A 22278-nucleotide genomic window follows, 5' to 3' on the forward strand; every position below is an offset into this window, starting at 1 on the left:
GGAGGAACTTGGATGGATGCATTGGAGATATTATCGGATCTAGAAAATGTCTTTCCTCATTTTCAACCGATATTTAATGCGGATGAGCAGCGTGTCATTGCTTATGAAGTTTTGGGACGATATCAATCAAAGGGAAATGTCATCAGCTTAGGCCCATTTTTTCATGATGATCAGATTCCGGATGAATATAAATTTGAAGTGGATTTATTATTGGTAAAAAAAGCCCTCGAGAAGGTGCTCGATCTTGATGAGGATATCCTCATATTTTTAAATCGAAACGCTGAGTTATTAATGTATGGCCATGGGGAACCGTTTTTGCAAGAACTGTTAGAATTTGAAAAAAAGGGTTTGAGTTTAAAACGAATTATATTAGAAATTTCAGATCGGAATTATCAGGGGGATTTAGATCAGTTTGACCATCTTCTCCAATATTATCGGACCTACGGTATAAAAATAGCCATTGCGAGTATTGGAGATGAAAGTCACTATTTTGAGCGGATTGGGCAACTTGAACCTGATATTCTTAAAATTAACTTACAGGCACTTAAATCAACGGCCATTGGTGTTAATTTTAATGATGTGTTGTTCTCCTTATCGCTCTTGGCGAGGAAAATAGGAGCCACACTGTTGTTTGAGAATATTGAAATGAGTTATCAACTTCAATTTGCATGGAAAAATGGGGGACATTATTACCAAGGTTTTTACTTACATCCGCCCGCAGATGAATTTATTAATCGGGATTTTCTCAAGTTTCGCTTGAAGGAGAAATTTCATGATTTTATTACGTATGAAAAGCGGAAATTAGAAGCTGTTTATAACACTGCTGGGTATTTTCAATCAATGGTACAGGAAATAGTGCATAAAAACAAAAAGGCAGGTTATGATGCCTTATTTCAAGCGTTGATAAAGGAAATGGATCAAATTGCCTTCCGGATGTATGTATGTGATGAGGATGGATTTCAAAAATCAGCTAATATTTTTAAAGGGGAAAATGGCTGGACAACACAAGTCGTATACTTAAATAAAAATTGGAGCTGGCGCCCGTATTTTTTGGAAAATATCATTAAAATGCGGCATGAACAAAAGGGGAGATTGTCGGATTTATACTGTGATATTGAAACAGGCGAGACGATTCGTACTTTCTCCTTTCCAATGAATGAAAACGAATATCTTTTTATAGACATTTCCTATCGATATTTATTTGAACATGACCAATTATTGTAATGGTTGGATGGTATAGAAAGATTCATGGAGTGGAATTTTAATGATAACAATCAATAGAAGGAGTCTTGTTCATGAATCTTTTTGTCAATATCCTTTCCATTGTGATTATTGCTGTCCTTGCATTTTCCCTCCTTTATACATTTTCAGTTGCCAGACAGCATAAAGCTGTCGAAGGGAATTTAGATGCTAAAATTTCTAAACCGGTTCAAAAAAACGTTTATACAAGAAATCCAATCTTTTTGGCATATGGAATCTTTTTTGCATTACTTTTGTTTATAGTCCTTTTTTTTGCCATTACTTTTTATTGATAGGTCTCCAAAAGGGATCTATTTTTTTCTTTCAAATTAAAAAAATCATAATTTCATCATTTTTACTTGGACAAATGGAGTCTCTTATTTTATTCTTTTAATATTGGCATAAAATTTAGGCTGTCAAATTTTGAAATTTTTGAATTAGGATAGAAAAATGCCAAATGAGAAATATAACTGTAAACAGTTTGTTTTGTGTTAAAAGGAGGATAATATTAATGTCACAGTTACAAGGTATATTAACAAGATTAAAAAACCTTCAGGAGCAATCTACTAGCGGGGAGCCTGCCCAACGTTATTTTGAAGTAAATGGTGAAAGAAAATGTCAGGTGACATTTCATCCAAAGACTGAAACATTTGAATTAGAAATATATAATGAGAAGGAAAAACCTAAAAGATATCAATTTGATAATATTGATATGATTACAATTGAAATCTTTGACCTTATTCAGTAGGAGCCAATCGTGGTTCCTTTTTTTTCTATGGAAAACGGTTTTAAAATTAACCCGGACCCTTGGAAACTGTGATAGAATAAGTCTGTAGAAAAACATACATTGAGGAGTTTTCGACTTATGATTAGTCTTCCTAGCGGGGAATTTTTAGAATTAACAATTAAACAATTAATGGTGCCTTCCGAGCGCGTGGCTCATGTACAAATTGGAAACAATCTTGAACATGCCTTATTGGTATTAACTAAAAGCGGATATACCGCTATACCTGTCTTAGACCCACATTATAAGCTCCATGGACTTATAAGTACCCCAATAATAATGGACTCTATTTTGGGGCTTGAGAGGATAGAATTTGAACAGCTTGAAAACAAACGAGTAGAAGAGATAATGAAGAGTTCCATCCCTAGGATCGGAATTTCAGCATCTATTAGTCAGTGTTTGGATTTACTGGTGAATCACCCATTTCTTTGTATTGAAAATGAAGATGGTTTTTTTGAAGGGATCTTACCTAGAAGTACGGTACTAAACCAATTAAATAAAGTGGTAAAAAGAATAAAGAAATAGCCGTTCACGGCCATGCTCCCATTTGGGGGCTCTATTTTTTTACGATAAGAGGTGTGTAATGGGTATCGATATGGAAGCGTTTGGAACTCCGAAAAGAAAACAAACCAAAAAATCACTTGTACTCGCATCTGTTATGCTCGCGATGTTTATGGGAGCCATTGAAGCAACCATTGTTTCTACAGCTATGCCGGCAATTGTTGCTGATTTGGGTGGTTTTACCCTATATAGCTGGGTCTTTTCTGCCTATTTGCTAATGAACTCTGTAACGGTCCTTATCTATGGGAAACTTTCAGACTTATTTGGTCGAAAACCGATTTTAACTATTGGTATTATAATCTTTCTAATTGGGTCTATCCTTTGTGGGTTTGCCGGTTCCATGAAAACACTGATTATTTTTCGATTGATTCAGGGTTTCGGGGCAGGGGCAGTGACACCTATTGCAACAACTATAGTAGGAGACATATATACAACAGAGGAAAGGGCTAAAGTTCAGGGCTATCTATCAAGTGTATGGGGAATTTCAGCCATTACAGGTCCTGCTGTCGGGGGTCTGCTTGTTCAATATGTCAGCTGGCATTATGTGTTTTGGATTAATATCCCGCTTGGACTTTTATCTTTAGTCGGTCTGTGGCTATTTCTACATGAAGATGTGGCGAAGAAAAAGCATAATATTGATTATTTAGGTGCCGTCCTTCTTACCATTACGATTTCAACGCTAATGTTTATACTTGTTGAAGGGGAAAGCCGTTGGTCATGGGGATCATGGCAGCTAATAGGATTACTGTCTATATCAATTTTAGCTTTAATTGCTTTTGTCTTTCAAGAGAACAGAGCAATTGAACCGGTCATGCCGTTCTCCATCTGGAAGGAACGATCTATTTTTATTGCAAATATCACATCCTTAACGTCTGGGATTATATTAATAGGGATTTCTAGTTTCCTCCCTGCCTTTGTCCAAGGGGTTATGGAACAAACACAATTGTGGCAGGTTTTACACTAACAACCATGTCTATTGGCTGGCCGATTGCCTCTACCCTCTCAGGCAAAATGCTGATTAGCATCGGTTATCGAAAAACTTCAATTATTGGGGGAGCTTTTTTGGTACTAGGCAGTTTTGCCTTCATAACTATGTCGGCTTCATCAGGCCCTATTTGGGCAGCTGTCGGCTCGTTTGTTGTAGGGGCGGGAATGGGCTTTACATCAACTGCCTTTATTGTTTCCATTCAAAGTACAGTTGTGTGGCAGCAAAGAGGAATTGCAACCGCAGCTAATATGTTTATGAGAAATTTGGGTAATACCATTGGTGCAGCTTTGCTGGGTGGAATTCTTAATAACCGTCTGGTTCATTACTTTAGTGAAAATAACCAGTCGTTAACGGTGGAAGATGCTAATAAACTTTTAAAGCTAGAGGAGCGCAAGCAATTAGTGGACTCTGTTAAAAGTATTTTGCAGGAAGGTCTGACTTTCTCTTTGCACTCCGTTTATTATGTTGTATTGACCTTTGCAGTGATTAGTTTGCTGCTTATCTTATTTATCCCTAAAAAGACAAGAGAAACATGAGAAATATGTAAACTTAGTAGTACCAAAAAGTGAAAAAATTTTTTAAAGAGGTTTTGCCTTTGTCTTCCCTATCAGAATTTCAGTTATTATCGGTTTTAGCTCAGGAAATGAATATGAGAAAAGCCTCAGAACGACTATTTGTCTCGCAGCCAGCTCTTTCACAAAGGTTACAATCCATTGAAAAAGAATGGGGGACTAAATTATTCATACGTTCTCAAAAGGGGTTATCCTTAACACCTGCCGGAGAGCATGTCATTGATTTTGTTAATGACATTTTAACAAAACAGGAAAAGGTTCGTGAAACCATTGATTCTCTTCAAGAAGGGGTGTCTGGTACATTAAAAATCGCTGTAGCATCAATAGTAGGACAGAATTGGCTGCCAGAGGTCCTAAAGAAATTTATTGATAAATATCCACAAGTAAAAATCTCTCTTGTAACAGGCTGGAGCAGTGAAATTCTCAAATGTTTGTATGATGATCAAGTACATATTGGTATTATCCGCGGTACTCCTGATTGGAAAGGGGTCAAAGTTCATCTATTTGATGATCCTTTATATCTTGTCGATCGGGAAATAACAAAACCAGAGCAAGTCTTGAAGACTGACCGGCCGTTTATTCAATTTAAAAGTGATTCAAATTATTATCAAGAGATACAAGATTGGTGGATGCGTAACTATAAAACATCCCCAAAAAGAACAGTGGTGGTCGATCAAATTGAAACATGTAGGCAAATGGCATTTAATGGTATAGGTTATGCTATATTACCATCAATTACACTTAGGAAAGCAGATCGAGGAATTTTTAAAATTCCTTTAGTTAATGAGAATAATGAACCGCTTAAAAGGGATACTTGGTTATTAGGGTATGAATCTGCTTTTCAACTTAAACAAGTTCATGCGTTTATGGAATTGATTAAGGAATATATTGATGAATCTTCTGAAGAATAAGTTTGTTTTTCTTGTTTTCATTGCTTTTGTTTGTTAAAGTATTTTTTAGTACACGATTATAGGGGGCAAGTTTGAAAAATGGATGCACATGAAATTATCGCGTTTATTGCAAATAGTAAAAAATCTACACCTGTTAAGGTTTATTTAAAGGGTGACCTAGAAGGTATTGATTTCGGAAACGAAGCTAAAGCTTTTATTAATGGAAACACAGGCGTTGTCTTTGGTGAATGGTCTGAAATTAATGCAGCGTTAGAAGCAAACACAGCAAAAATTGAAGATTTCGTAGTCGAAAATGACCGCCGGAATTCAGCTATCCCATTATTGGATACTAAACACATTAACGCAAGAATTGAGCCAGGTGTTACGATTCGTGACCAAGTAGAAATTGGTGATAATGCTGTTATTATGATGGGATCAGTAATTAATATTGGTGCCGTTATTGGTGAGAAAACAATGATTGATATGGGGGTAGTTCTTGGAGGAAGAGCAACCGTCGGCAAAAACTGTCATATTGGGGCAGGAACGGTATTAGCAGGGGTAATTGAGCCGCCTTCCGCACAACCTGTTATCATTGAAGACGATGTTCTAATTGGTGCCAACGCAGTTGTTCTTGAAGGTGTGAGAGTTGGTAAGGGATCGGTTGTTGCTGCAGGAGCGGTGGTAACCAAAGATGTAGAGCCATACACTGTGGTTGCAGGCACACCAGCAAAGAAAATTAAAGATATTGATGAAAAAACAAAATCAAAAACAGAAATCATGCAAGAGCTGCGTCAATTATAAGGCGGACAAGCTCTAGAATGGTTTAGAAATTGTAAATAGCTTTAAACAAGCGTGGACCTAAATCCACGCTTGTTTTATAGGGATAGAAAGGCAGGTTTTATATATGAAATCATTAATCGAAATACGAAGGGATCTACATCAAATACCGGAATTAGGTTTTCAAGAATTTAAAACTCAAGCTTATCTTTTGTCCGCGATAAAGACATTCCCGCAAGACCGAGTTTCTATTAAAAAGTGGAAAACTGGATTACTCGTAAAAGTTCATGGACTAAACCCCTCAAAAACAATAGGGTATCGAACAGACATTGATGGGCTTCCTATTCCCGAGGAAACTGGTTTAGACTTTTCTTCCTCACACGAAGCAAAGATGCATGCTTGTGGTCATGATTTTCATATGACCATTGCTTTAGGTGTACTGTCACATTTCATTAATAACCCCATTAATGATGATCTTGTGTTTGTGTTTCAGCCTGCGGAGGAAGGGCCTGGCGGAGCGGAACCAATGCTTAAATCCGACGAAATGCAGGAATGGATGCCTAATTTAATCTTTGCTTTACATATAGCGCCAGAATATCCTGTTGGAACCATCGCTCTTAAAGAAGGCTTATTATTTGCTAATACGTCCGAATTGTTTATAGATCTAAAGGGGAAAGGAGGTCATGCTGCCTATCCGCATCAAACGAATGATATGATTATTGCTGCTTGTACTCTTGTGAATCAACTTCAAACGGTTATTTCTAGAAATATCGATCCATTAGATAGTGCAGTAATAACCATAGGAAAAATAACCGGCGGGACGGTACAAAATATTATTGCAGAGAAGGCAAGACTCGAAGGCACCATCAGGACCTTGTCACCTGAAGCGATGAAAAGGGTGAAACATCGGATTGAGGCCCTTGTAAGCGGGATTGAGACGGGATATGAGTGTGAAGCCGTAATAGATTATGGTTCCATGTATCATCAAGTCTACAACACAGAATCGGTTACTAGGGAATTTATTGATTATATTAGAAACAAAACGGATGTGACAGTTGTTGAATGCAGGGAAGCAATGACAGGAGAAGATTTTGGCTATATGCTTAAGGAAGTCCCTGGGTTAATGTTTTGGTTAGGTGTGGACTCTCCATTCGGACTACATCATGCTAAACTTAATCCTGATGAGAGAGCAATTGATGTTGCAATAAAGGTTATGACAAGCTTTATTTCCTATAAAGGCAATTAGCAAAAAGGGCAAAGGAAAGTCATTCCACTTTGTTCTATTGGTTAATTATGTTAAAATAACAAGGAATATATTGTTACATATTGTCGATTAACCTTATGCAAACAGGAAAAACTGACTAAGGGGAATTTTACATTATAATAATAATTTTGGGAGCGGCTCTAGATTAGCTTGGACCTTGCAGGATGGGTAAAAACAAGAATACTAAAGAGAAATATTATTACTCATTTAAATATTTTTTGGAGGGATTTTAATGCCAGAACGTATGGTAGGCAAACAAGCACCACGCTTTGAAATGGAAGCTGTTTTGCCAAACAAAGAATTTGGTAAAGTAAGTCTTGAAGAAAACATGAAAAACGATAAGTGGACAGTATTATTCTTCTATCCAATGGATTTCACATTTGTCTGTCCAACTGAGATCACTGCATTATCTGACCGATATGAAGAGTTTGAAGACCTAGATGCCGTAGTGATTGGTGCATCAACGGATACAATTCATACTCATCTTGCGTGGATTAAAACGGACCGAAAAGAGAACGGTCTTGGAGATATTAATTATCCATTAGCTGCCGATACAAATCACGTAGTAGCTCGTGATTATGGTGTTCTTATTGAAGAGGATGGAGTGGCTCTTCGCGGATTATTCATCATCAGCCCTGAAGGGGAATTGATGTACTCTGTTGTTAACCACAACAATATCGGCCGTGATGTAGATGAAACATTACGTGTTCTTCAGGCACTACAAACTGGTGGACTTTGCCCGGCAAACTGGAAGCCCGGCCAAGCTACATTGAATGTTTAATTTATCAAGGGTAGACCTAACCGGATGCGTTAGGTCTTTTTAAAATAGGGGGCCTACCATGAAATTACGCGAACAAATGCCGGAATTAACTGGGGCAACAGAATGGTTAAACGGGCAAGTTACTAAAAAAGAGTTAGTGGGAGAGAAACCGACTTTAATTCATTTTTGGTCTATTAGCTGCCATTTATGTAAAGAAGCGATGCAGCAGGTAAATCAATTCCGTGATGATTATAAAGAAAAATTAAATGTGGTTGCTGTTCACATGCCTCGTTCAGAAAACGATTTAAATATTGAAGAAATTAAAAAAGTGGCAGAAGAGCATGGAATTATTCAACCTATCTTTATTGATGGTGAACACAAACTAACAGAAGCCTTTGAAAATCAATATGTTCCTGCCTATTATGTTTTTGATCGTGAAGGTAACCTCCGTCATTTCCAAGCTGGAGGAAGCGGAATGAACATGCTTGAAAAGCGCGTCAATCGTGTACTTGATGAAATGGAAACAAATGAATAATTTTTGAAGAAAAGCTGTTCATAACGAACAGCTTTTTTTTAATGGAAAAACCCTGAAACCTTCCTTCTAAATATACGTCGATATGTTTAAATAGAAAAAGAGGGGGCCAAGCAAATGAGATGGTCTAAAAAGGCAATATCGATTTTGTTCATAGTTATGTTAATGTCTTTATCTGGTTGCAGCTCGGATAGTAAAATGGATAGTGCAAAAATGAGTACAGAAAATAAAGAAGTTAGGGACTCAGTTCAGTCTGGAAAAAGTGAAGAATCCTTATCCGCCACTGAAAATGCCAAAAGAGAACCCTCGATTGAGACTACCAAAGGGCAAACAAACAATCAGATGGTCATTTATCAGGCTAATCTAGAGCTGCGGGTTAAGAACTTTGAGCAAACCGTGCAAAGCTTAGAAAAAAAAGTTGAAAACTACGGTGGCTATATAGCGGAGTCAAATGTAAGCAGAAATGGGGATGAACAAGTTAGCGGCAGTTTGAAAATGAGGATCCCTCAAGGACATTTCCAAGACTTTTTAACAGATGCTGAAGGGCAGGCGGCTGAGGTTCTGCAAAGGAATATTAATGGGCAGGATGTTACTGAGGAGTATGTCGATTTAGAATCCCGGTTGAAATCTAAAAAGGCCGTTGAAGAGCGTCTCTTGAGCTTTATGAAAAATGCAAGCAAAACAGAGGATTTACTAAAGATTTCTTCAGATCTAGCTTCTGTACAAGAGGAAATTGAAGTCATTGAAGGAAAGATGAAATACTTAAAAAATCAAACATCTTACTCCACAGTGAATATCACCCTATATGAAACAAAAGTGGTTGTTCCTAATCTCGATAACGATCAACTTAACACATGGGAAAAAACAAAAAAGCAATTTATGAAGAGTACTAACTTATTATTAGCTGCCATATCTGGTGTAGTAGTATTCATTATCGGAAATCTGCCAATTCTTATTATTTTTGTCCTATTGGGCTTTCTTGTTGTTCTAAATTATAATAAGAAAAAAAAACGGAGCAAACGGGAGTAGGGTATATTATAATTTCTACAGATACTTATTAACGAGGGAGTTTTATACATGAAGAAGAGTTTTGCAGTAATTGGACTCGGACGGTTTGGCGGAAGTATTTGCCGTACATTAACTGAAGAAGGAATGGAAGTACTTGGAATTGATGTCAATGAAGAACGAGTAAATGAGTATAGTATGATTGCTTCCCATGCAGTAGTTGGCGATACTACCGATGAGAATGTCTTGAAAAGCTTGGGGATTCGAAACTTTGACCATGTAATTGTTGCAATTGGTGATGACATACAGGCGAGTATATTAACTACCCTTATATTAAAAGAGCTGGGGGTCGCACGGATTACTGCCAAAGCGCAAAATGATTATCATGGAAAGGTACTAAAGAAAATCGGGGCAGATCAGGTTGTTCATCCTGAAAGAGACATGGGCAGGCGGATTGCAAACAATATGGCTTCTAATAGCGTACTTGATTATCTGGAACTTTCTGCTGAACATAGTATAGTGGAAATTGCAGCAAATAAAAAACTTAGCGGCAACACCATTATGGATTTGGATATTCGTAAGAAATATGGTTTAAATATTGTTGCTATAAAAAGAGGAGAAGAGATTATCGTTTCTCCACAAGCAAAAGAAACGATTCAAAGCAATGATGTTTTAATCGTCATCGGTAATGATCAGGATATTGACCGGTTTGAGAAGAAAGTCCTGGAATAGGAAAAGTGGAAGCGTCTAGGTGTTGAAGCTAGATAATAAATAAAACGGAAGCGCCTCAGGGCACTTCCGTTTTTTTATACTTCCATGATTATTGGTAATATCATTGGTCTCCGTTTGGTTTTTTCGTATAGGAAAGGTGCAAGTGTGTCTGTAATTTCATTTTTAATTTCAGACCATTGGCTCGTTTTTCTTTCCATTACTTTATTTAGATGTTTTGTAATAAGGTTCTGGGCATCATTGATTAAATCGCCAGATTCCCTCATGTATACAAATCCCCTGGAAATAAGGTCCGGACCTGATGCTATTTTAAATTCTTTCATATTAATACTCACGACAACTACCACTAATCCTTCTTCAGAAAGGATACGACGGTCTCTTAAGACGATATTTCCGATGTCTCCTACACCGCTTCCATCAATGTATACTGAACCTGATGGTATTTTGCCGGCCACCTGTGCTGTACTGTCAGAAAGTGCAAGGACTTCGCCGTTGTCCATAATAAAGCAATTTTCTTCTTCAACGCCGCAGTCAACAGCGAGTTTGGCGTGCATTTTTTGCATTCGATATTCACCGTGAATAGGCATAAAGAATTTTGGCTTGATTAAGCGCAACATTAATTTTTGTTCTTCTTGTCCACCATGTCCTGAAGTGTGGATATTACTTAGCTTACCATGGATAACCTCAGCCCCGGCACGATACAACATATTAATGGTTCTACTAACGCTAATCGTATTTCCAGGAATAGGTGAGGAAGAGAAGACCACTGTGTCTCCAGGTATAATTTGAATTTGTCTATGGGTACCATTTGCAATCCTTGATAAAGCAGCCATTGGTTCGCCTTGACTACCAGTACAAAGAATGGTTACTTTATCCGCAGGCAATCTGTTAATTTGATTTGCTTCTATAAACGTTTCTTTTGGGGCTGTAATATAGCCTAAATCGAGCCCAATATTGATCGCTGCTTCCATGCTCCGTCCAAACACAGCTACCTTTCTTCCGTTCACAACCGCAGCTTCTACGACTTGTTGAAGTCTGTGGATGTTCGATGCAAAGGTTGCAAAAATAATTCTTCCGTCTACTTTTCTAAAAATATCATGGATACTTTCGCCAACGCGGCGCTCAGACATTGTAAAATCAGGGATTTCACTATTTGTACTATCCGAAAGTAAACATAAAACCCCTTCCTTACCGATCTCAGCCATTTTCGTTAAATTAGCAGGTTCACCTACGGGGGTAAAATCAAATTTAAAATCACCTGTATGGACGATTTGTCCTGGAGGGGTTTTTACGACAATACCATAGGAATCAGGAATACTGTGGGTGGTCCGGAAAAAAGTAACGGATGTTTTGCGGAACTTAATGACATCATCTTCTTTAATTTCAATAAGCTTTGCATTTCGTAATAAACCGTGCTCTTCTAGTTTATTTTTAATTAACCCAAGGGCAAGCTTGCCGCCATATATCGGAATATTTATTTCACGAAGTAAATAGGGGATTCCGCCAATGTGATCTTCATGTCCGTGGGTTACAAATAATCCTTTAATTTTATCTTCATTTTTCACCAAATAGGTGTAATCCGGGATAACATAATCGATTCCTAGTAATTCATCTTCTGGAAATTTTATACCGGCATCGATTAATATTATTTCATCTTGGAACTGAACTGCATATGTGTTTTTGCCAATTTCCCCTAAACCACCCAAGGCAAAAACTGCAGTTTGATCATTTTTTACAAATTTCATAAATTATCCAATCTCCAATACTTTAAAGTCTTCATTTTGTTGTTCGTATTCTAAATAAGCTCCTTTAACTTCTTGTACATGCTCTACATTAAAACCGCGGTCAGCAATTTTTTTTCGTACATCTACTACTGATTCACCTTCAACAAAAATGGTTTTAGTGTTTTCTCTAACGGGAACTTCTGTAGCTCTTTCTTGATAATACACTTTAAAAATCATGACAAATTCGCTCCTTAATAAATCATAGCTTTTTATATTATATAAAATATTTTCATCTTTTTCATTTATTTTCTTAGGTTTCCCCATTGACCATAATGAAAAGTATGTAAATTTGAATCATATTACTACAATTTACAATAATGAAGGAGCCCTTCGCAAGTTTAGAAGGGCCCTCTAAAAGTTAGGCAATAGTTTTTTTTCTAAGTAAATCGTTCCACTGTTTTAAGAGCTTTTTCCTTAGCTTCTTTAACATAGTGGATCATCTCCTTACCTTTATTTTATACGAACCTTGTCCAAAGTAAAGCAAGCTATGGCAGATAATTGAAATTTTTTTTTTATTAATATTTTTTTACTATTATTATATGGAGAAATGACTTATTCTTTCATGGATAAAGTTGGAATAAAAGTGAACAATAAAAAAACACTGGCCTCTCCTAAGGCCAGTGTCTTATCTCTCGATAGCAATTGCTCCTTCAATCGGTTTAAAAGGATCGTTTTTATCGATATAATCATAAAACATAACTCCATTTAAATGATCAATCTCATGCTGGAAGCAGATCGCAGGAAGACCTTTTAGACGAAGTTTGACTTCTTCTCCCTCAAGAGTAACACCTTTTATTGTGATTCTGGCATATCTCGGAACATAACCTGGGATCGCTTCATCAACAGACAGACAACCTTCACCAGATTGAAGGTAAGCCTTCTCGACTGAATGACTGATGATTTTGGGATTATACAAAGCGTAGCTATATAAAGTACCTTTATCGTCTGTTAGGTGAACAGCAATCATTCTTTTTGAAACATTTATTTGCGGAGCAGCCAAACCAATCCCTGGACGCAGGCTGTATTTAGCAGCGATTTCACTGTTTTGGCTGTTTTTTACGTATTCTAAAAGACTGGCTAAAATTTGTTTATCTTCTTCGGAAGGCGGCAAGACTACTTCTTCTGCTACCTTTCGAAGGGTGGGATGCCCGTCTCGAATGATATTTTCCATCGTTAACATGAACATTCACTCCTGTGTTCCATAAAGTTAGTCACAAGCATTAGTCTATCAAACAAAAAGCAAAATGTTAATAATTCTTTACTTTTTGAAATTCGTCTGTCTATTACAGTTACATATTGTCAAACAAACTTTATATAGATATAGTAGGTAGTGCAATAGTTAGGAGGTTAGAAATTGTTATTCAAAAGGAGAAACAACATCCTAATCATATTCATCGCCATTATCTTTATATTATCAGGATGTACAGAAAAAAAGACCCCCGTTGATAAAATGTATACTGTATTAGAAAAGGTAGCTGCCAAGGAAAAAGTATTTGAGGAACAACAAGAACCTCTTGTTAATTTGGAAAAACAAGAAAAAGAGGTATATGATCAAATTATAAAACAAGGAATGAAGGAATATGACCAGATACTAAAACTTTCTGATGAAGCCCTTGGTTTAGCCGATCAAAGAAAAGAACACTTGGATAAAGAAACAGCAAGTATTAAAGAATCAGAGCAAGAATTTGCAAAAGTTGCAGATCTAAAGGGAAAATTAGAAGATCCTGCACTCAAGAAAAAGGCAAACGATCTTTATGGGATAATGATGAAAAGATACGAAGCACATAGAGAGCTATACAAGCAATATTCTAAGGCACTTCAATATGATAAAGAACTATATCAAATGTTTAAAAATAAAAATCTTCCCTTAGAAGAGCTGGAGAATCAAATTAATAAGCTCAATGAAGTATATAAAAAGGTATATGCATCAAATGAACAATTTAATCAATACACAGTACAATATAATGAAAAAAAACTTTCATTTTATAAAAAAGCAGGAATAAAAACTAAGTAAAATATCATTCATTTCTAAGTCGGCTGATTCTCAGCCGATTTTTTCTATATTATAACAAGTGTCTAAAATGTGACATTATATATAACAGTTTGATGAATTGAGTAATACAGTTGGAGATTATAAATGTTATTTCTTACATGACATTTGGTAACAAATAATAAAACTTAGTATTTGACGGCATTTAATAAAAGTTGTAAACTCATTAGTGTGATAAATGTTGTACTAATGATGTTACATAAAATAGTGATACAGAATAAAATATATTAGAAACAGAACTTTTCGTTTTATCTTATCTTTTCTGTGAGACACTAGTTCATAGTATGTATCCATCCATATTCAGGCCTCAAAAGTTATGTAATATCAAAATAGATGAACCAATGACAAGTTGCTTACAACTAAAGTTTATTCGCAATTTTTGGGTAATCTAAAATAGTGGATTTTATTTTTAAAAATAGGCCCTAAATAGAAAGGAAGAGATGACACAATGGCTTCTAAACTTAAGAATGCCCAGCTTGATGCCAAGAAAGCACTCGAAGCTGTAGAAGAACAATTCCAAACACTTCAAATCCTTAATGAACAAGGTGAGGTTGTTAACGAAGCAGCAATGCCTAACTTGACTGATGAACAGCTACAAGAATTAATGCGCCGTATGGTTTACACTCGAATTCTTGATCAGCGCTCCATTTCTTTAAACCGTCAAGGACGATTAGGTTTCTATGCACCAACAGCAGGACAAGAAGCGTCCCAGCTTGCATCTCAATTTGCGCTTGAAACTGAAGACTTTATCTTACCTGGATATCGTGATGTACCTCAAATCGTTTGGCACGGATTACCATTATCACAAGCGTTTTTATGGTCTCGTGGACATTTTGAAGGAATGAATATTCCTGAAGGTGTTAATGTTCTTCACCCGCAAATTATCATCGGTGCTCAGTATGTTCAAACTGCTGGTGTGGCACTTGGAATGAAGAAACGCGGAACTAAAGCTGTAGCAATTACCTATACAGGTGACGGTGGAACATCACAAGGGGATTTCTATGAAGGAATCAACTTTGCAGGTGCTTACAAAGCTCCAGCGATCTTTGTTATTCAAAATAACCAGTTTGCGATTTCAACACCACGTGAGAAGCAAACTGCTGCAAAAACCTTAGCACAAAAAGCCGTTGCTGCTGGTATTCCTGGTATCGTAGTTGACGGTATGGATCCGTTAGCAGTTTATGCTGCAACTCGTGAAGCTCGTGAGCGTGCAATTAATGGCGAAGGTCCTACACTGATCGAAACATTAACTTACCGTTATGGTCCACATACAATGGCTGGGGATGACCCAACTCGTTACCGTACAGCAGACCTTGATAATGAGTGGGAAAAGAAAGATCCGCTTGTACGTTTCCGTAAGTTCTTAGAGAACAAAGGACTATGGAGTGAAGAAAAAGAAACAGAAGTAATTGAACAAGCAAAAGAAGATATTAAAGAAGCGCTTAAACAAGCGGATGCGGCACCTAAACAAAAGGTAACTGATTTAATGTCTATTATGTATGAAGAAATGCCGCAAACTCTAAAAGAACAATATGAATTATATAAAGAAAAGGAGTCGAAGTAAGCCATGGCTCAAATGACAATGATTCAAGCGATAACAGATGCATTACGTACGGAACTACGTAACGATCCGAATGTGTTAGTTTTCGGTGAAGACGTAGGCGTAAATGGTGGTGTATTCCGTGCAACAGAAGGATTGCACCAAGAATTTGGCGAAGATCGCGTATTTGACACGCCTCTTGCTGAATCAGGAATTGGCGGTTTAGCAGTAGGTCTAAGTTTACAAGGCTTCCGTCCAGTTCCAGAAATTCAATTTTTCGGTTTTGTGTTTGAAGTATTTGACTCCATTGCTGGCCAATTAGCCCGTCAACGTTATCGTTCAGGTGGAAGATACAGTGCTCCTGTAACAATTCGCTCACCATTTGGAGGAGGCGTACATACTCCAGATATGCACGCGGACAGCTTAGAAGGACTTATGGCGCAAACTCCTGGTGTAAAGGTAGTTATCCCAGCAACTCCTTATGATGCAAAAGGGTTGCTAATTTCTGCCATTCGTGACAATGATCCTGTTATTTTCTTAGAGCATATGAAATTATATCGTTCATTCCGTCAAGAAGTCCCTGAAGAGGAATATACCATTCCACTAGGTAAAGCTGATGTAAAACGTGAAGGAACTGATGTATCAATCATTACTTACGGTGCTATGGTTCATGAGTCATTAAAGGCTGCGGAAGAACTTGAAAAAGAGGGTTATTCTGCAGAAGTTATTGACTTACGTACTGTAAGCCCAATTGATATTGAGACTATTATTGCTTCTGTTGAAAAAACTGGCCGTGCAATTGTTGTTCAAGAAGCACAGAAACAAGCAGGTATTGCAGCAAACGTGGTAGCTGAAATTAACGATCGCGCTATTTTAAGCCTAGAAGCTCCTGTATTACGTGTGGCTGCTCCTGATACTGTATTCCCTTTCCCACAAGCGGAATCAGTATGGCTTCCTAACTACAAAGATGTTCTTGAAACTGCAAAAAAAGTATTAACTTTCTAATTAACTGCTGCTAGGCAGTGTTTAAGATTTTAACATATTGGAGGGGAAAAGATTTTCTTTCCCCATCCATACTTAAAGTTTGATTAAAAAATACATGAAAAATAGGAGATGAATCTCTGTGTCATTTCAATTTAAAATGCCTGATATCGGTGAAGGTATTCACGAAGGTGAAATCGTCAAATGGTTTGTAAAGCCAGGGGATAAAGTCCAAGAAGATGATGTCCTTTGTGAAATTCAAAATGATAAAGCTGTAGTTGAAATTCCATCGCCAGTAGAAGGTACTGTTCAAGAAGTACTAGTTGGAGAAGGAACTGTTGCAACAGTTGGTCAAGTTTTGGTCACTTTTGATGCACCAGGATACGAAAACCTACAATTTAAAGGCGATGATCATGCTGAGGAAGCTCCGAAACAAGCTGAAGCACCAGCAGCTCCAGCGCAAGAAGCTGCTGCACCTGCTGCTCAGGCTCAGCCGCAAGCTGAAGCAGATCCAAATCGTCGTGTGATTGCTATGCCTTCTGTCCGTAAATATGCTCGTGAAAAAGGTGTTAATATTCTTCAAGTAGCTGGTTCTGGAGATAACGGCCGTGTACTTAAAACAGATATTGATGCGTTCTTAAACGGCGGCGGAGCTGCACCAGCTCCAGAAGTATCTGCACCAGCTGCTGAAGAAGCTAAAGCAGAAGCTCCAAAAGCTGCAGCTCCAATCCCACAAGGTGAATACCCAGAAACACGTGAGAAGATGAGCGGTATCCGTAAGGCAATTGCTAAAGCAATGGTTAACTCTAAGCACACTGCTCCACACGTTACATTAATGGATGAAATTGATGTAACTAAGCTAGTTGCACACCGTAAGAAATTTAAAGAAGTGGCTGCTGCTAAAGGCATTAAGCTTACATTCTTACCATATATCGTAAAAGCATTAACTAGCGCATTAAGAGAATTCCCTGTATTAAATACTTCTCTTGACGATGCAACAAGTGAAATTATCCATAAGCATTATTACAACATTGGTATCGCTGCTGATACTGAAAAAGGTCTTTTAGTTCCAGTTGTAAAAGATGCTGACCGTAAATCTGTATTTACGATTTCTAATGAAATTAACGAATTAGCTGGTAAAGCTCGTGATGGTAAACTTGCTCCAAATGAAATGAAAGGTGCATCTTGCACAATTTCAAACATTGGTTCTGCAGGCGGACAATGGTTTACGCCAGTTATTAACCATCCAGAAGTTGCGATTTTAGGTGTTGGCCGTATTGCTGAAAAGCCAATCGTTCTAAACGGTGAAATTGTCGCTGCTCCAGTATTGGCTTTATCTTTAAGCTTTGACCACCGCATGATCGATGGTGCGACTGCTCAAAATGCTATGAATCATATTAAACGTTTATTAAACGATCCAGAACTATTGTTAATGGAGGCGTAAGAAAATGGTAGTCGGAGATTTCCCAATTGAAACAGATACTATAGTTATCGGTGCGGGTCCTGGAGGATATGTTGCAGCTATCCGTGCCGCTCAGTTAGGTCAAAAAGTAACGATTGTAGAAAAGGAATATGTTGGCGGCGTATGTTTAAATGTGGGCTGTATTCCTTCTAAAGCGTTAATTGCTGCAGGACATCGTTATGAAACAGCTGTTCACTCTGAATCATTTGGTATCACAGCTGAAAACGTAAAAGTAGATTTTTCTAAAGTTCAAGAATTCAAAGGCGGTATCGTTAAAAAATTAACTGGCGGTGTAGAAGGCCTTTTAAAAGGAAATAAAGTAAACATTGTTCGTGGTGAAGCATACTTTGTTGATGCCAATACACTTCGTGTAATGGATGAAAATTCTGCACAAACTTATACATTTAAAAATGCAATTATTGCAACTGGTTCTCGTCCAATTGAATTGCCAACTTTTAAATATACAAAACGTGTTTTAAATTCTACAGGTGCCTTGAATTTAAATGAAGTTCCTGAAAAAATCGTCGTAATCGGCGGCGGTGTTATTGGGATTGAACTTGGTGGTGCTTATGCAAACTTTGGCAGCCAAGTAACCATCTTAGAAGGTGCTGACGAGATTTTAGGTCTTGGAGTATTTGATAAGCAAATGGCTTCGCTAGTAAAGCGCACCATGCAAAAAAGAGGCGCAGAATTCTATACAAATGCATTTGCTAAGGGTGTAGAAGAAACTGAAAATGGTGTAGTAGTATCTTTTGAAGTAAAAGGTGAAGAAAAGAAAGTTGAAGCGGACTATGTATTCGTCATGGTTGGCCGTCGTCCAAACACTGACGAAATGGGCTTAGAGCAGGTTGGAATCAAATTAAGCGAACGCGGATTAATTGAAATTGACAAGCAATGCCGTACAAATATCAGCAATATTTATGCAATTGGTGATGTTGTTGCAGGTCCTCAATTAGCGCATAAAGCTTCCTATGAAGCTAAAATCGCTGCGGAAGCAATCGCTGGACATCCATCTGAAATTGATTACTTAGGAATTCCTGCGGTTGTATTCTCTGACCCAGAGTTGGCTTCTGTGGGTTACACAGAGGCACAAGCGAAAGAAGAGGGCATTAAGGTGAAAGCAGCGAAATTCCCATTTGCTGCAAATGGCCGTGCCTTATCATTAGACAGCAGTGACGGATTCATGAAATTAATCACTCGCGCAGAAGATGGCGTAGTAATTGGCGCTCAAATTGCTGGGGCTAGTGCTTCAGATATGATTGCTGAGTTAGGCTTAGCCATTGAAACGGGTATGACAGCAGAGGATTTAGCACTTACTATCCATGCTCACCCAACTCTTGGAGAAATTACCATGGAAGCTGCTGAAGTAGTTCTTGGAACTCCAATTCATATTATTAAATAATGGAACTTTAAAGTCCTTTCCCGAAACGGGAAAGGACTTTATTTATTAAGCGCGAATTTATCTAGTAGAAAAAGCTTTATAAAGAAATTGGACGCTAAAAGATTCCTAAAATTATATCTAACTGCTCATGAAGGAACATATATTTAAAACACTAGCTAATGTCTTTGTTCTGTTCTTATATAGAAGATCAATGTATTTTGCGTGGTGATAAAGGATGAAGGTCTATCTTGTCGTCATATTACAATTTATAATTTGGAGCGGGTATACGTTGATTGAATGGCTTTCAAAGCATGATCAACTCATTTATAAGGTGATTATGTTTTTCGTCTTTTTCTACTTGGCATTTATGCTTGGAAACCATGTAACCAAATCTCGTAAAAAAACATTATTTATTACAGCCCTAAGCTTGGTGATGTATACTTCCATTCATTATACTCTCGCTCTTTTTGTACATTAAAAAAAGCCCCGATTTAATAGGAGCCTTTTACTGTGTTATTTTCTTGGATAATAATACATGATTCTATCGTTAAAAAGGTGCAGCTCTCCTTGGAGTTTCTTGGCAAGGAATTTGCAAAATTCATTTGCTTTCCCTTTATCCCCATGGGTTGACTGTTCTGGCAATGTAACTTGTATGTATTGTTGCTCTCTTTCTGTTCCGTCTTCCTCTTTAATTGTTTCCTTATCAACACCAATTAATATGGCATTGTATCGCTCATGTTCAGAATGTAAATAAAACGCCTTTCCCTTACTTCCTTCTGTTTCTTTTATTTCATAAGGAAATGCAGTTTCTCCATACTGCCAATTTAATTGGTCGCCTGTTTTTGCAGTTATATTTTTATAGTAATGAAATAATTCTTTTACTTCTTCAATCGTGATTGTTTGTTTAACAGATGAGGGCACGAGCTTAATAAATGCATTAACAGCCATCACCATTCCCCCTTTTTCATCCATGATTTGTGCAATTCTATTCTAGCACTGATTAAAAAGTACTGACAACAATAAACAATAAAATAAATTATCAACTATTCTTTATATTTTATCATGTTAGAAAATAGACCTAAAAAGGGTCATTTTTTATTTAAAAATTTATTAATGTGACATACAAATTAGGCTTGAAAAGTTAAATGTGATATATTATTATTAAATCAGGGATGTTAGAAAGCGTTTCAAAAATATGATCATTCATTAAGAAAAGGGGATTGAAAAAATGGGTACTCTTGTATGCCAAACATGTAATTCTACTATTGATCATTTTGAAGATGAAAAAGTAACAGTGCTTTATGCTAAATGCAGCTGCTGTGATGAGAACAAGCATGCCGAAGAAGTATAATAAAATATAATAAAAAGGATTCCGTTGCCGGAATCCTATTTTTTTGCTTATTATTGAATAGCTTTGTATTCCTTTATCACTCGAAGAGTTTTAATTTCATCATCTTCAGGTCCTTGAACAGGGAGTCCCACTTCAAGATTTTTACGTATATAATGTAAATTTTCTTTCGTGATAATTTCCCCTGGTATAAAAATTGGAATTCCAGGAGGGTATACCATTACAAACTCTGCAATAATTCGGCCTTCCGATTCTTCAAGTGGAACAACCTCTGTTTCTGAGTAAAATGCATCTCTTGGTGTGAGGGCGAGGACTGGAATTTCAGGAAGTAGAACTTCAAGTGGTTCAATCTTCCCAACACGATGCTCACATTCGTTTTCAAGCTCTTTTAAAGCATTTACTAAGATGTCTGCTTCTGCTTCTGTATCTCCTAGTGAGATTATGCAGAGGATATTATATAGGTCAGATAATTCAACCTCGATATTATGTTTTTCCCGCAGCCACTTCTCAACTTCATATCCAGTTAAACCTAGATCTTTTACAGAAATAATAAGTTTTGTCGGGTCATAATCAAAAGTTGCTTTGGAACCGAGTATTTCTTCACCAACGCAATGAATATGATCCATTTCATTAATTCTCTTTCGAAGGGATTGAGCTAACTTAATGGTTTTATCAATTAATTCTTTTCCTTTTGTTGCAAGCTGTTTACGCGCCACATCTAAAGAAGCGAGCAGCAAATACGATGTAGACGTAGTTGTAAGCATGCTTAAGATACTTTGAACGTGCTTTGCCGATACTAGTCCTTCTCTTACATTCAGAATCGAGCTCTGGGTCATGGAACCGCCAAGTTTATGAACACTTGTTGCTGCCATATCAGCTCCTGCCTGCATAGCTGAGAGTGGCAGCTGATCATGGAAATGAATATGAACACCATGGGCTTCATCGACAAGAACAGGAATATGGTAGGAGTGGGCTATTTCAACGATTTTCTTAAGGTCTGCAGAAATTCCGAAATAAGTTGGGTTAATCACTAAAATTGCTTTTGCATCAGGGTGCTGCTTTAAGGCTTTTTCAACAGAATCAGTTGTAATGCCATGTGAGATTCCTAAATCTTTATCAATTTCAGGGTGGATAAAAACAGGAATGGCTCCTGAAAACACGATCGCTGACATGATGGACTTATGGACATTTCGTGGAACAATGATCTTATCGCCGGGTCCGCAAACCGCCATAATCATAGCAATAATAGCGCCACTAGTTCCCTGTACGGAAAAAAAGGTTCGGTCAGCTCCAAAAGCTTCCGCTGCTAAATCTTGCGCTTTTTTAATCATCCCCTTAGGTGAATGTAAATCATCAAGAGGACCAATATTAATTAAATCAATTGACAAGGCATTATCACCAATAAATTGGCGGAATTCTGTATCCATTCCAGCGCCCTTTTTATGACCGGGTATATGAAACTGAACGGGGTTTTTTTTCGCATGTTCTACTAAACCGCTAAATAACGGTGTTTGTTCTTGTGACAATGGTAAATACACCTCTTTATAAAAAACTCATATTATTCGTCTATATTCGACATCAAAACAAAGGAATTATAGCATTATTCCACTGTATTTAAAAGGATTTAAATT

Annotated in this window: 23 protein-coding genes and 1 pseudogene; 19 read left to right on the top strand and 5 right to left on the bottom strand. The window is 37.2% G+C overall.

Features of this window, described 5'->3' with window-relative positions; translation table 11 throughout:
* Window positions 1-12: 12 nt before the first annotated feature.
* The 12 genes and pseudogenes from CVD27_RS07480 to CVD27_RS07535 all read left to right on the top strand — a co-directional run bounded on the left by CVD27_RS07480 (window position 13) and on the right by CVD27_RS07535 (window position 10104).
* Window positions 13-1224: an EAL-associated domain-containing protein gene (locus CVD27_RS07480; RefSeq protein WP_101647276.1), complete on the top strand. Its 1212-nt coding sequence runs from the start codon at window positions 13-15 to the stop codon at window positions 1222-1224.
* Window positions 1225-1295: 71 nt separating this feature from the next.
* Window positions 1296-1532: a hypothetical protein gene (locus CVD27_RS07485; RefSeq protein WP_101647277.1), complete on the top strand. Its 237-nt coding sequence runs from the start codon at window positions 1296-1298 to the stop codon at window positions 1530-1532.
* 218 nt (window positions 1533-1750) lie between these two features.
* Window positions 1751-1987, top strand: coding sequence for a YkuJ family protein (locus tag CVD27_RS07490; RefSeq protein ID WP_098526949.1), 237 nt, complete (start codon window positions 1751-1753; stop codon window positions 1985-1987).
* A 117-nt stretch (window positions 1988-2104) separates the two neighbouring features.
* A complete protein-coding gene (cbpB, locus tag CVD27_RS07495; protein ID WP_101647278.1) occupies window positions 2105-2548 on the top strand; it encodes a cyclic-di-AMP-binding protein CbpB in 444 nt (147 codons plus the stop codon).
* A 58-nt stretch (window positions 2549-2606) separates the two neighbouring features.
* Window positions 2607-4108: pseudogene (locus CVD27_RS07500) on the top strand (MDR family MFS transporter).
* A 59-nt stretch (window positions 4109-4167) separates the two neighbouring features.
* A complete protein-coding gene (locus CVD27_RS07505; RefSeq protein WP_101647279.1) occupies window positions 4168-5055 on the top strand; it encodes a LysR family transcriptional regulator in 888 nt (295 codons plus the stop codon).
* 78 nt (window positions 5056-5133) lie between these two features.
* The gene (gene dapD, locus CVD27_RS07510) at window positions 5134-5835 is read left to right on the top strand and encodes a 2,3,4,5-tetrahydropyridine-2,6-dicarboxylate N-acetyltransferase (RefSeq protein ID WP_101647280.1); all 702 of its coding nucleotides are present in this window, start codon (window positions 5134-5136) and stop codon (window positions 5833-5835) included.
* A gap of 103 nt (window positions 5836-5938) precedes the next feature.
* Window positions 5939-7057 carry an N-acetyldiaminopimelate deacetylase gene (locus CVD27_RS07515; RefSeq protein ID WP_101647281.1) on the top strand — a complete coding sequence of 373 codons (1119 nt, stop codon included), beginning with the start codon at window positions 5939-5941 and terminating at the stop codon, window positions 7055-7057.
* A 250-nt stretch (window positions 7058-7307) separates the two neighbouring features.
* A complete protein-coding gene (locus CVD27_RS07520) occupies window positions 7308-7856 on the top strand; it encodes a peroxiredoxin (protein ID WP_101647282.1) in 549 nt (182 codons plus the stop codon).
* A 58-nt stretch (window positions 7857-7914) separates the two neighbouring features.
* Complete coding sequence (locus CVD27_RS07525; protein WP_101647283.1) at window positions 7915-8370, top strand: TlpA family protein disulfide reductase; 456 nt, start codon at window positions 7915-7917, stop codon at window positions 8368-8370.
* Window positions 8371-8484: 114 nt separating this feature from the next.
* Entirely contained in the window at window positions 8485-9396 is a 912-nt protein-coding gene (locus CVD27_RS07530) for a DUF4349 domain-containing protein (RefSeq protein WP_101647284.1), read from the top strand.
* Window positions 9397-9444: 48 nt separating this feature from the next.
* A complete protein-coding gene (locus CVD27_RS07535; protein WP_101647285.1) occupies window positions 9445-10104 on the top strand; it encodes a potassium channel family protein in 660 nt (219 codons plus the stop codon).
* 74 nt (window positions 10105-10178) lie between these two features.
* Here the strand turns inward: CVD27_RS07535 and rnjA are convergent, their stop codons facing one another.
* The 3 genes from rnjA to def all read right to left on the bottom strand — a co-directional run bounded on the left by rnjA (window position 10179) and on the right by def (window position 13065).
* Entirely contained in the window at window positions 10179-11846 is a 1668-nt protein-coding gene (rnjA, locus tag CVD27_RS07540) for a ribonuclease J1 (protein WP_101647286.1), read from the bottom strand.
* A gap of 3 nt (window positions 11847-11849) precedes the next feature.
* Window positions 11850-12062, bottom strand: coding sequence for a DNA-dependent RNA polymerase subunit epsilon (locus CVD27_RS07545; protein WP_101647287.1), 213 nt, complete (start codon window positions 12060-12062; stop codon window positions 11850-11852).
* A 448-nt stretch (window positions 12063-12510) separates the two neighbouring features.
* Complete coding sequence (def, locus tag CVD27_RS07550; protein ID WP_101647288.1) at window positions 12511-13065, bottom strand: peptide deformylase; 555 nt, start codon at window positions 13063-13065, stop codon at window positions 12511-12513.
* A gap of 174 nt (window positions 13066-13239) precedes the next feature.
* On the opposite strand from def, the gene CVD27_RS07555 reads away from it, so the two are divergent.
* The 6 genes from CVD27_RS07555 to CVD27_RS07580 all read left to right on the top strand — a co-directional run bounded on the left by CVD27_RS07555 (window position 13240) and on the right by CVD27_RS07580 (window position 19777).
* Window positions 13240-13899, top strand: a complete 660-nt coding sequence (locus tag CVD27_RS07555; protein ID WP_101647289.1) for a YkyA family protein — start codon at window positions 13240-13242, stop codon at window positions 13897-13899.
* A 484-nt stretch (window positions 13900-14383) separates the two neighbouring features.
* A complete protein-coding gene (pdhA, locus tag CVD27_RS07560) occupies window positions 14384-15499 on the top strand; it encodes a pyruvate dehydrogenase (acetyl-transferring) E1 component subunit alpha (protein ID WP_101647290.1) in 1116 nt (371 codons plus the stop codon).
* A 3-nt stretch (window positions 15500-15502) separates the two neighbouring features.
* The gene (locus CVD27_RS07565) at window positions 15503-16480 is read left to right on the top strand and encodes an alpha-ketoacid dehydrogenase subunit beta (RefSeq protein WP_101647291.1); all 978 of its coding nucleotides are present in this window, start codon (window positions 15503-15505) and stop codon (window positions 16478-16480) included.
* A 118-nt stretch (window positions 16481-16598) separates the two neighbouring features.
* Window positions 16599-17900, top strand: coding sequence for a dihydrolipoamide acetyltransferase family protein (locus CVD27_RS07570; RefSeq protein WP_101647292.1), 1302 nt, complete (start codon window positions 16599-16601; stop codon window positions 17898-17900).
* Window positions 17901-17904: 4 nt separating this feature from the next.
* Window positions 17905-19320, top strand: a complete 1416-nt coding sequence (gene lpdA / locus CVD27_RS07575; RefSeq protein WP_101647293.1) for a dihydrolipoyl dehydrogenase — start codon at window positions 17905-17907, stop codon at window positions 19318-19320.
* Window positions 19321-19534: 214 nt separating this feature from the next.
* Window positions 19535-19777 carry a hypothetical protein gene (locus CVD27_RS07580; RefSeq protein ID WP_101647294.1) on the top strand — a complete coding sequence of 81 codons (243 nt, stop codon included), beginning with the start codon at window positions 19535-19537 and terminating at the stop codon, window positions 19775-19777.
* 35 nt (window positions 19778-19812) lie between these two features.
* Here the strand turns inward: CVD27_RS07580 and CVD27_RS07585 are convergent, their stop codons facing one another.
* Window positions 19813-20247: a DUF1885 family protein gene (locus CVD27_RS07585; protein WP_180960196.1), complete on the bottom strand. Its 435-nt coding sequence runs from the start codon at window positions 20245-20247 to the stop codon at window positions 19813-19815.
* A gap of 280 nt (window positions 20248-20527) precedes the next feature.
* Here CVD27_RS07585 and CVD27_RS07590 point away from each other — a divergent pair, with 280 nt between their 5' ends.
* The gene (locus CVD27_RS07590; protein WP_101647296.1) at window positions 20528-20650 is read left to right on the top strand and encodes a GapA-binding peptide SR1P; all 123 of its coding nucleotides are present in this window, start codon (window positions 20528-20530) and stop codon (window positions 20648-20650) included.
* 50 nt (window positions 20651-20700) lie between these two features.
* Here CVD27_RS07590 and CVD27_RS07595 read toward each other — a convergent pair whose 3' ends face one another.
* On the bottom strand, window positions 20701-22173 hold the full coding sequence (locus CVD27_RS07595; RefSeq protein WP_101647297.1) for an aminotransferase class I/II-fold pyridoxal phosphate-dependent enzyme: 1473 nt from the start codon (window positions 22171-22173) through the stop codon (window positions 20701-20703).
* Window positions 22174-22278 lie beyond the last annotated feature (105 nt).

The sequence above is a fragment of the Neobacillus cucumis genome, from assembly GCF_002860255.1.
In the GTDB taxonomy this organism is placed as follows: domain Bacteria; phylum Bacillota; class Bacilli; order Bacillales; family Cytobacillaceae; genus Neobacillus; species Neobacillus cucumis_A.

Excerpts from the sequence above, each read along its gene's own strand:
- CVD27_RS07480 (WP_101647276.1), top strand. The coding sequence starts at position 13 with ATGGATGCATTGGAGATATTATCGGATCTAGAAAATGTCTTTCCTCAT.
- CVD27_RS07485 (WP_101647277.1), top strand. The coding sequence starts at position 1,296 with ATGAATCTTTTTGTCAATATCCTTTCCATTGTGATTATTGCTGTCCTT.
- CVD27_RS07490 (WP_098526949.1), top strand. The coding sequence starts at position 1,751 with ATGTCACAGTTACAAGGTATATTAACAAGATTAAAAAACCTTCAGGAG.
- cbpB (WP_101647278.1), top strand. The coding sequence starts at position 2,105 with ATGATTAGTCTTCCTAGCGGGGAATTTTTAGAATTAACAATTAAACAA.
- dapD (WP_101647280.1), top strand. The coding sequence starts at position 5,134 with ATGGATGCACATGAAATTATCGCGTTTATTGCAAATAGTAAAAAATCT.
- CVD27_RS07515 (WP_101647281.1), top strand. The coding sequence starts at position 5,939 with ATGAAATCATTAATCGAAATACGAAGGGATCTACATCAAATACCGGAA.
- CVD27_RS07520 (WP_101647282.1), top strand. The coding sequence starts at position 7,308 with ATGCCAGAACGTATGGTAGGCAAACAAGCACCACGCTTTGAAATGGAA.
- CVD27_RS07525 (WP_101647283.1), top strand. The coding sequence starts at position 7,915 with ATGAAATTACGCGAACAAATGCCGGAATTAACTGGGGCAACAGAATGG.
- CVD27_RS07530 (WP_101647284.1), top strand. The coding sequence starts at position 8,485 with ATGAGATGGTCTAAAAAGGCAATATCGATTTTGTTCATAGTTATGTTA.
- CVD27_RS07535 (WP_101647285.1), top strand. The coding sequence starts at position 9,445 with ATGAAGAAGAGTTTTGCAGTAATTGGACTCGGACGGTTTGGCGGAAGT.
- rnjA (WP_101647286.1), bottom strand. The coding sequence starts at position 11,846 with ATGAAATTTGTAAAAAATGATCAAACTGCAGTTTTTGCCTTGGGTGGT.
- CVD27_RS07545 (WP_101647287.1), bottom strand. The coding sequence starts at position 12,062 with ATGATTTTTAAAGTGTATTATCAAGAAAGAGCTACAGAAGTTCCCGTT.
- def (WP_101647288.1), bottom strand. The coding sequence starts at position 13,065 with ATGTTAACGATGGAAAATATCATTCGAGACGGGCATCCCACCCTTCGA.
- pdhA (WP_101647290.1), top strand. The coding sequence starts at position 14,384 with ATGGCTTCTAAACTTAAGAATGCCCAGCTTGATGCCAAGAAAGCACTC.
- CVD27_RS07565 (WP_101647291.1), top strand. The coding sequence starts at position 15,503 with ATGGCTCAAATGACAATGATTCAAGCGATAACAGATGCATTACGTACG.
- lpdA (WP_101647293.1), top strand. The coding sequence starts at position 17,905 with ATGGTAGTCGGAGATTTCCCAATTGAAACAGATACTATAGTTATCGGT.
- CVD27_RS07580 (WP_101647294.1), top strand. The coding sequence starts at position 19,535 with ATGAAGGTCTATCTTGTCGTCATATTACAATTTATAATTTGGAGCGGG.
- CVD27_RS07585 (WP_180960196.1), bottom strand. The coding sequence starts at position 20,247 with ATGGCTGTTAATGCATTTATTAAGCTCGTGCCCTCATCTGTTAAACAA.
- CVD27_RS07590 (WP_101647296.1), top strand. The coding sequence starts at position 20,528 with ATGGGTACTCTTGTATGCCAAACATGTAATTCTACTATTGATCATTTT.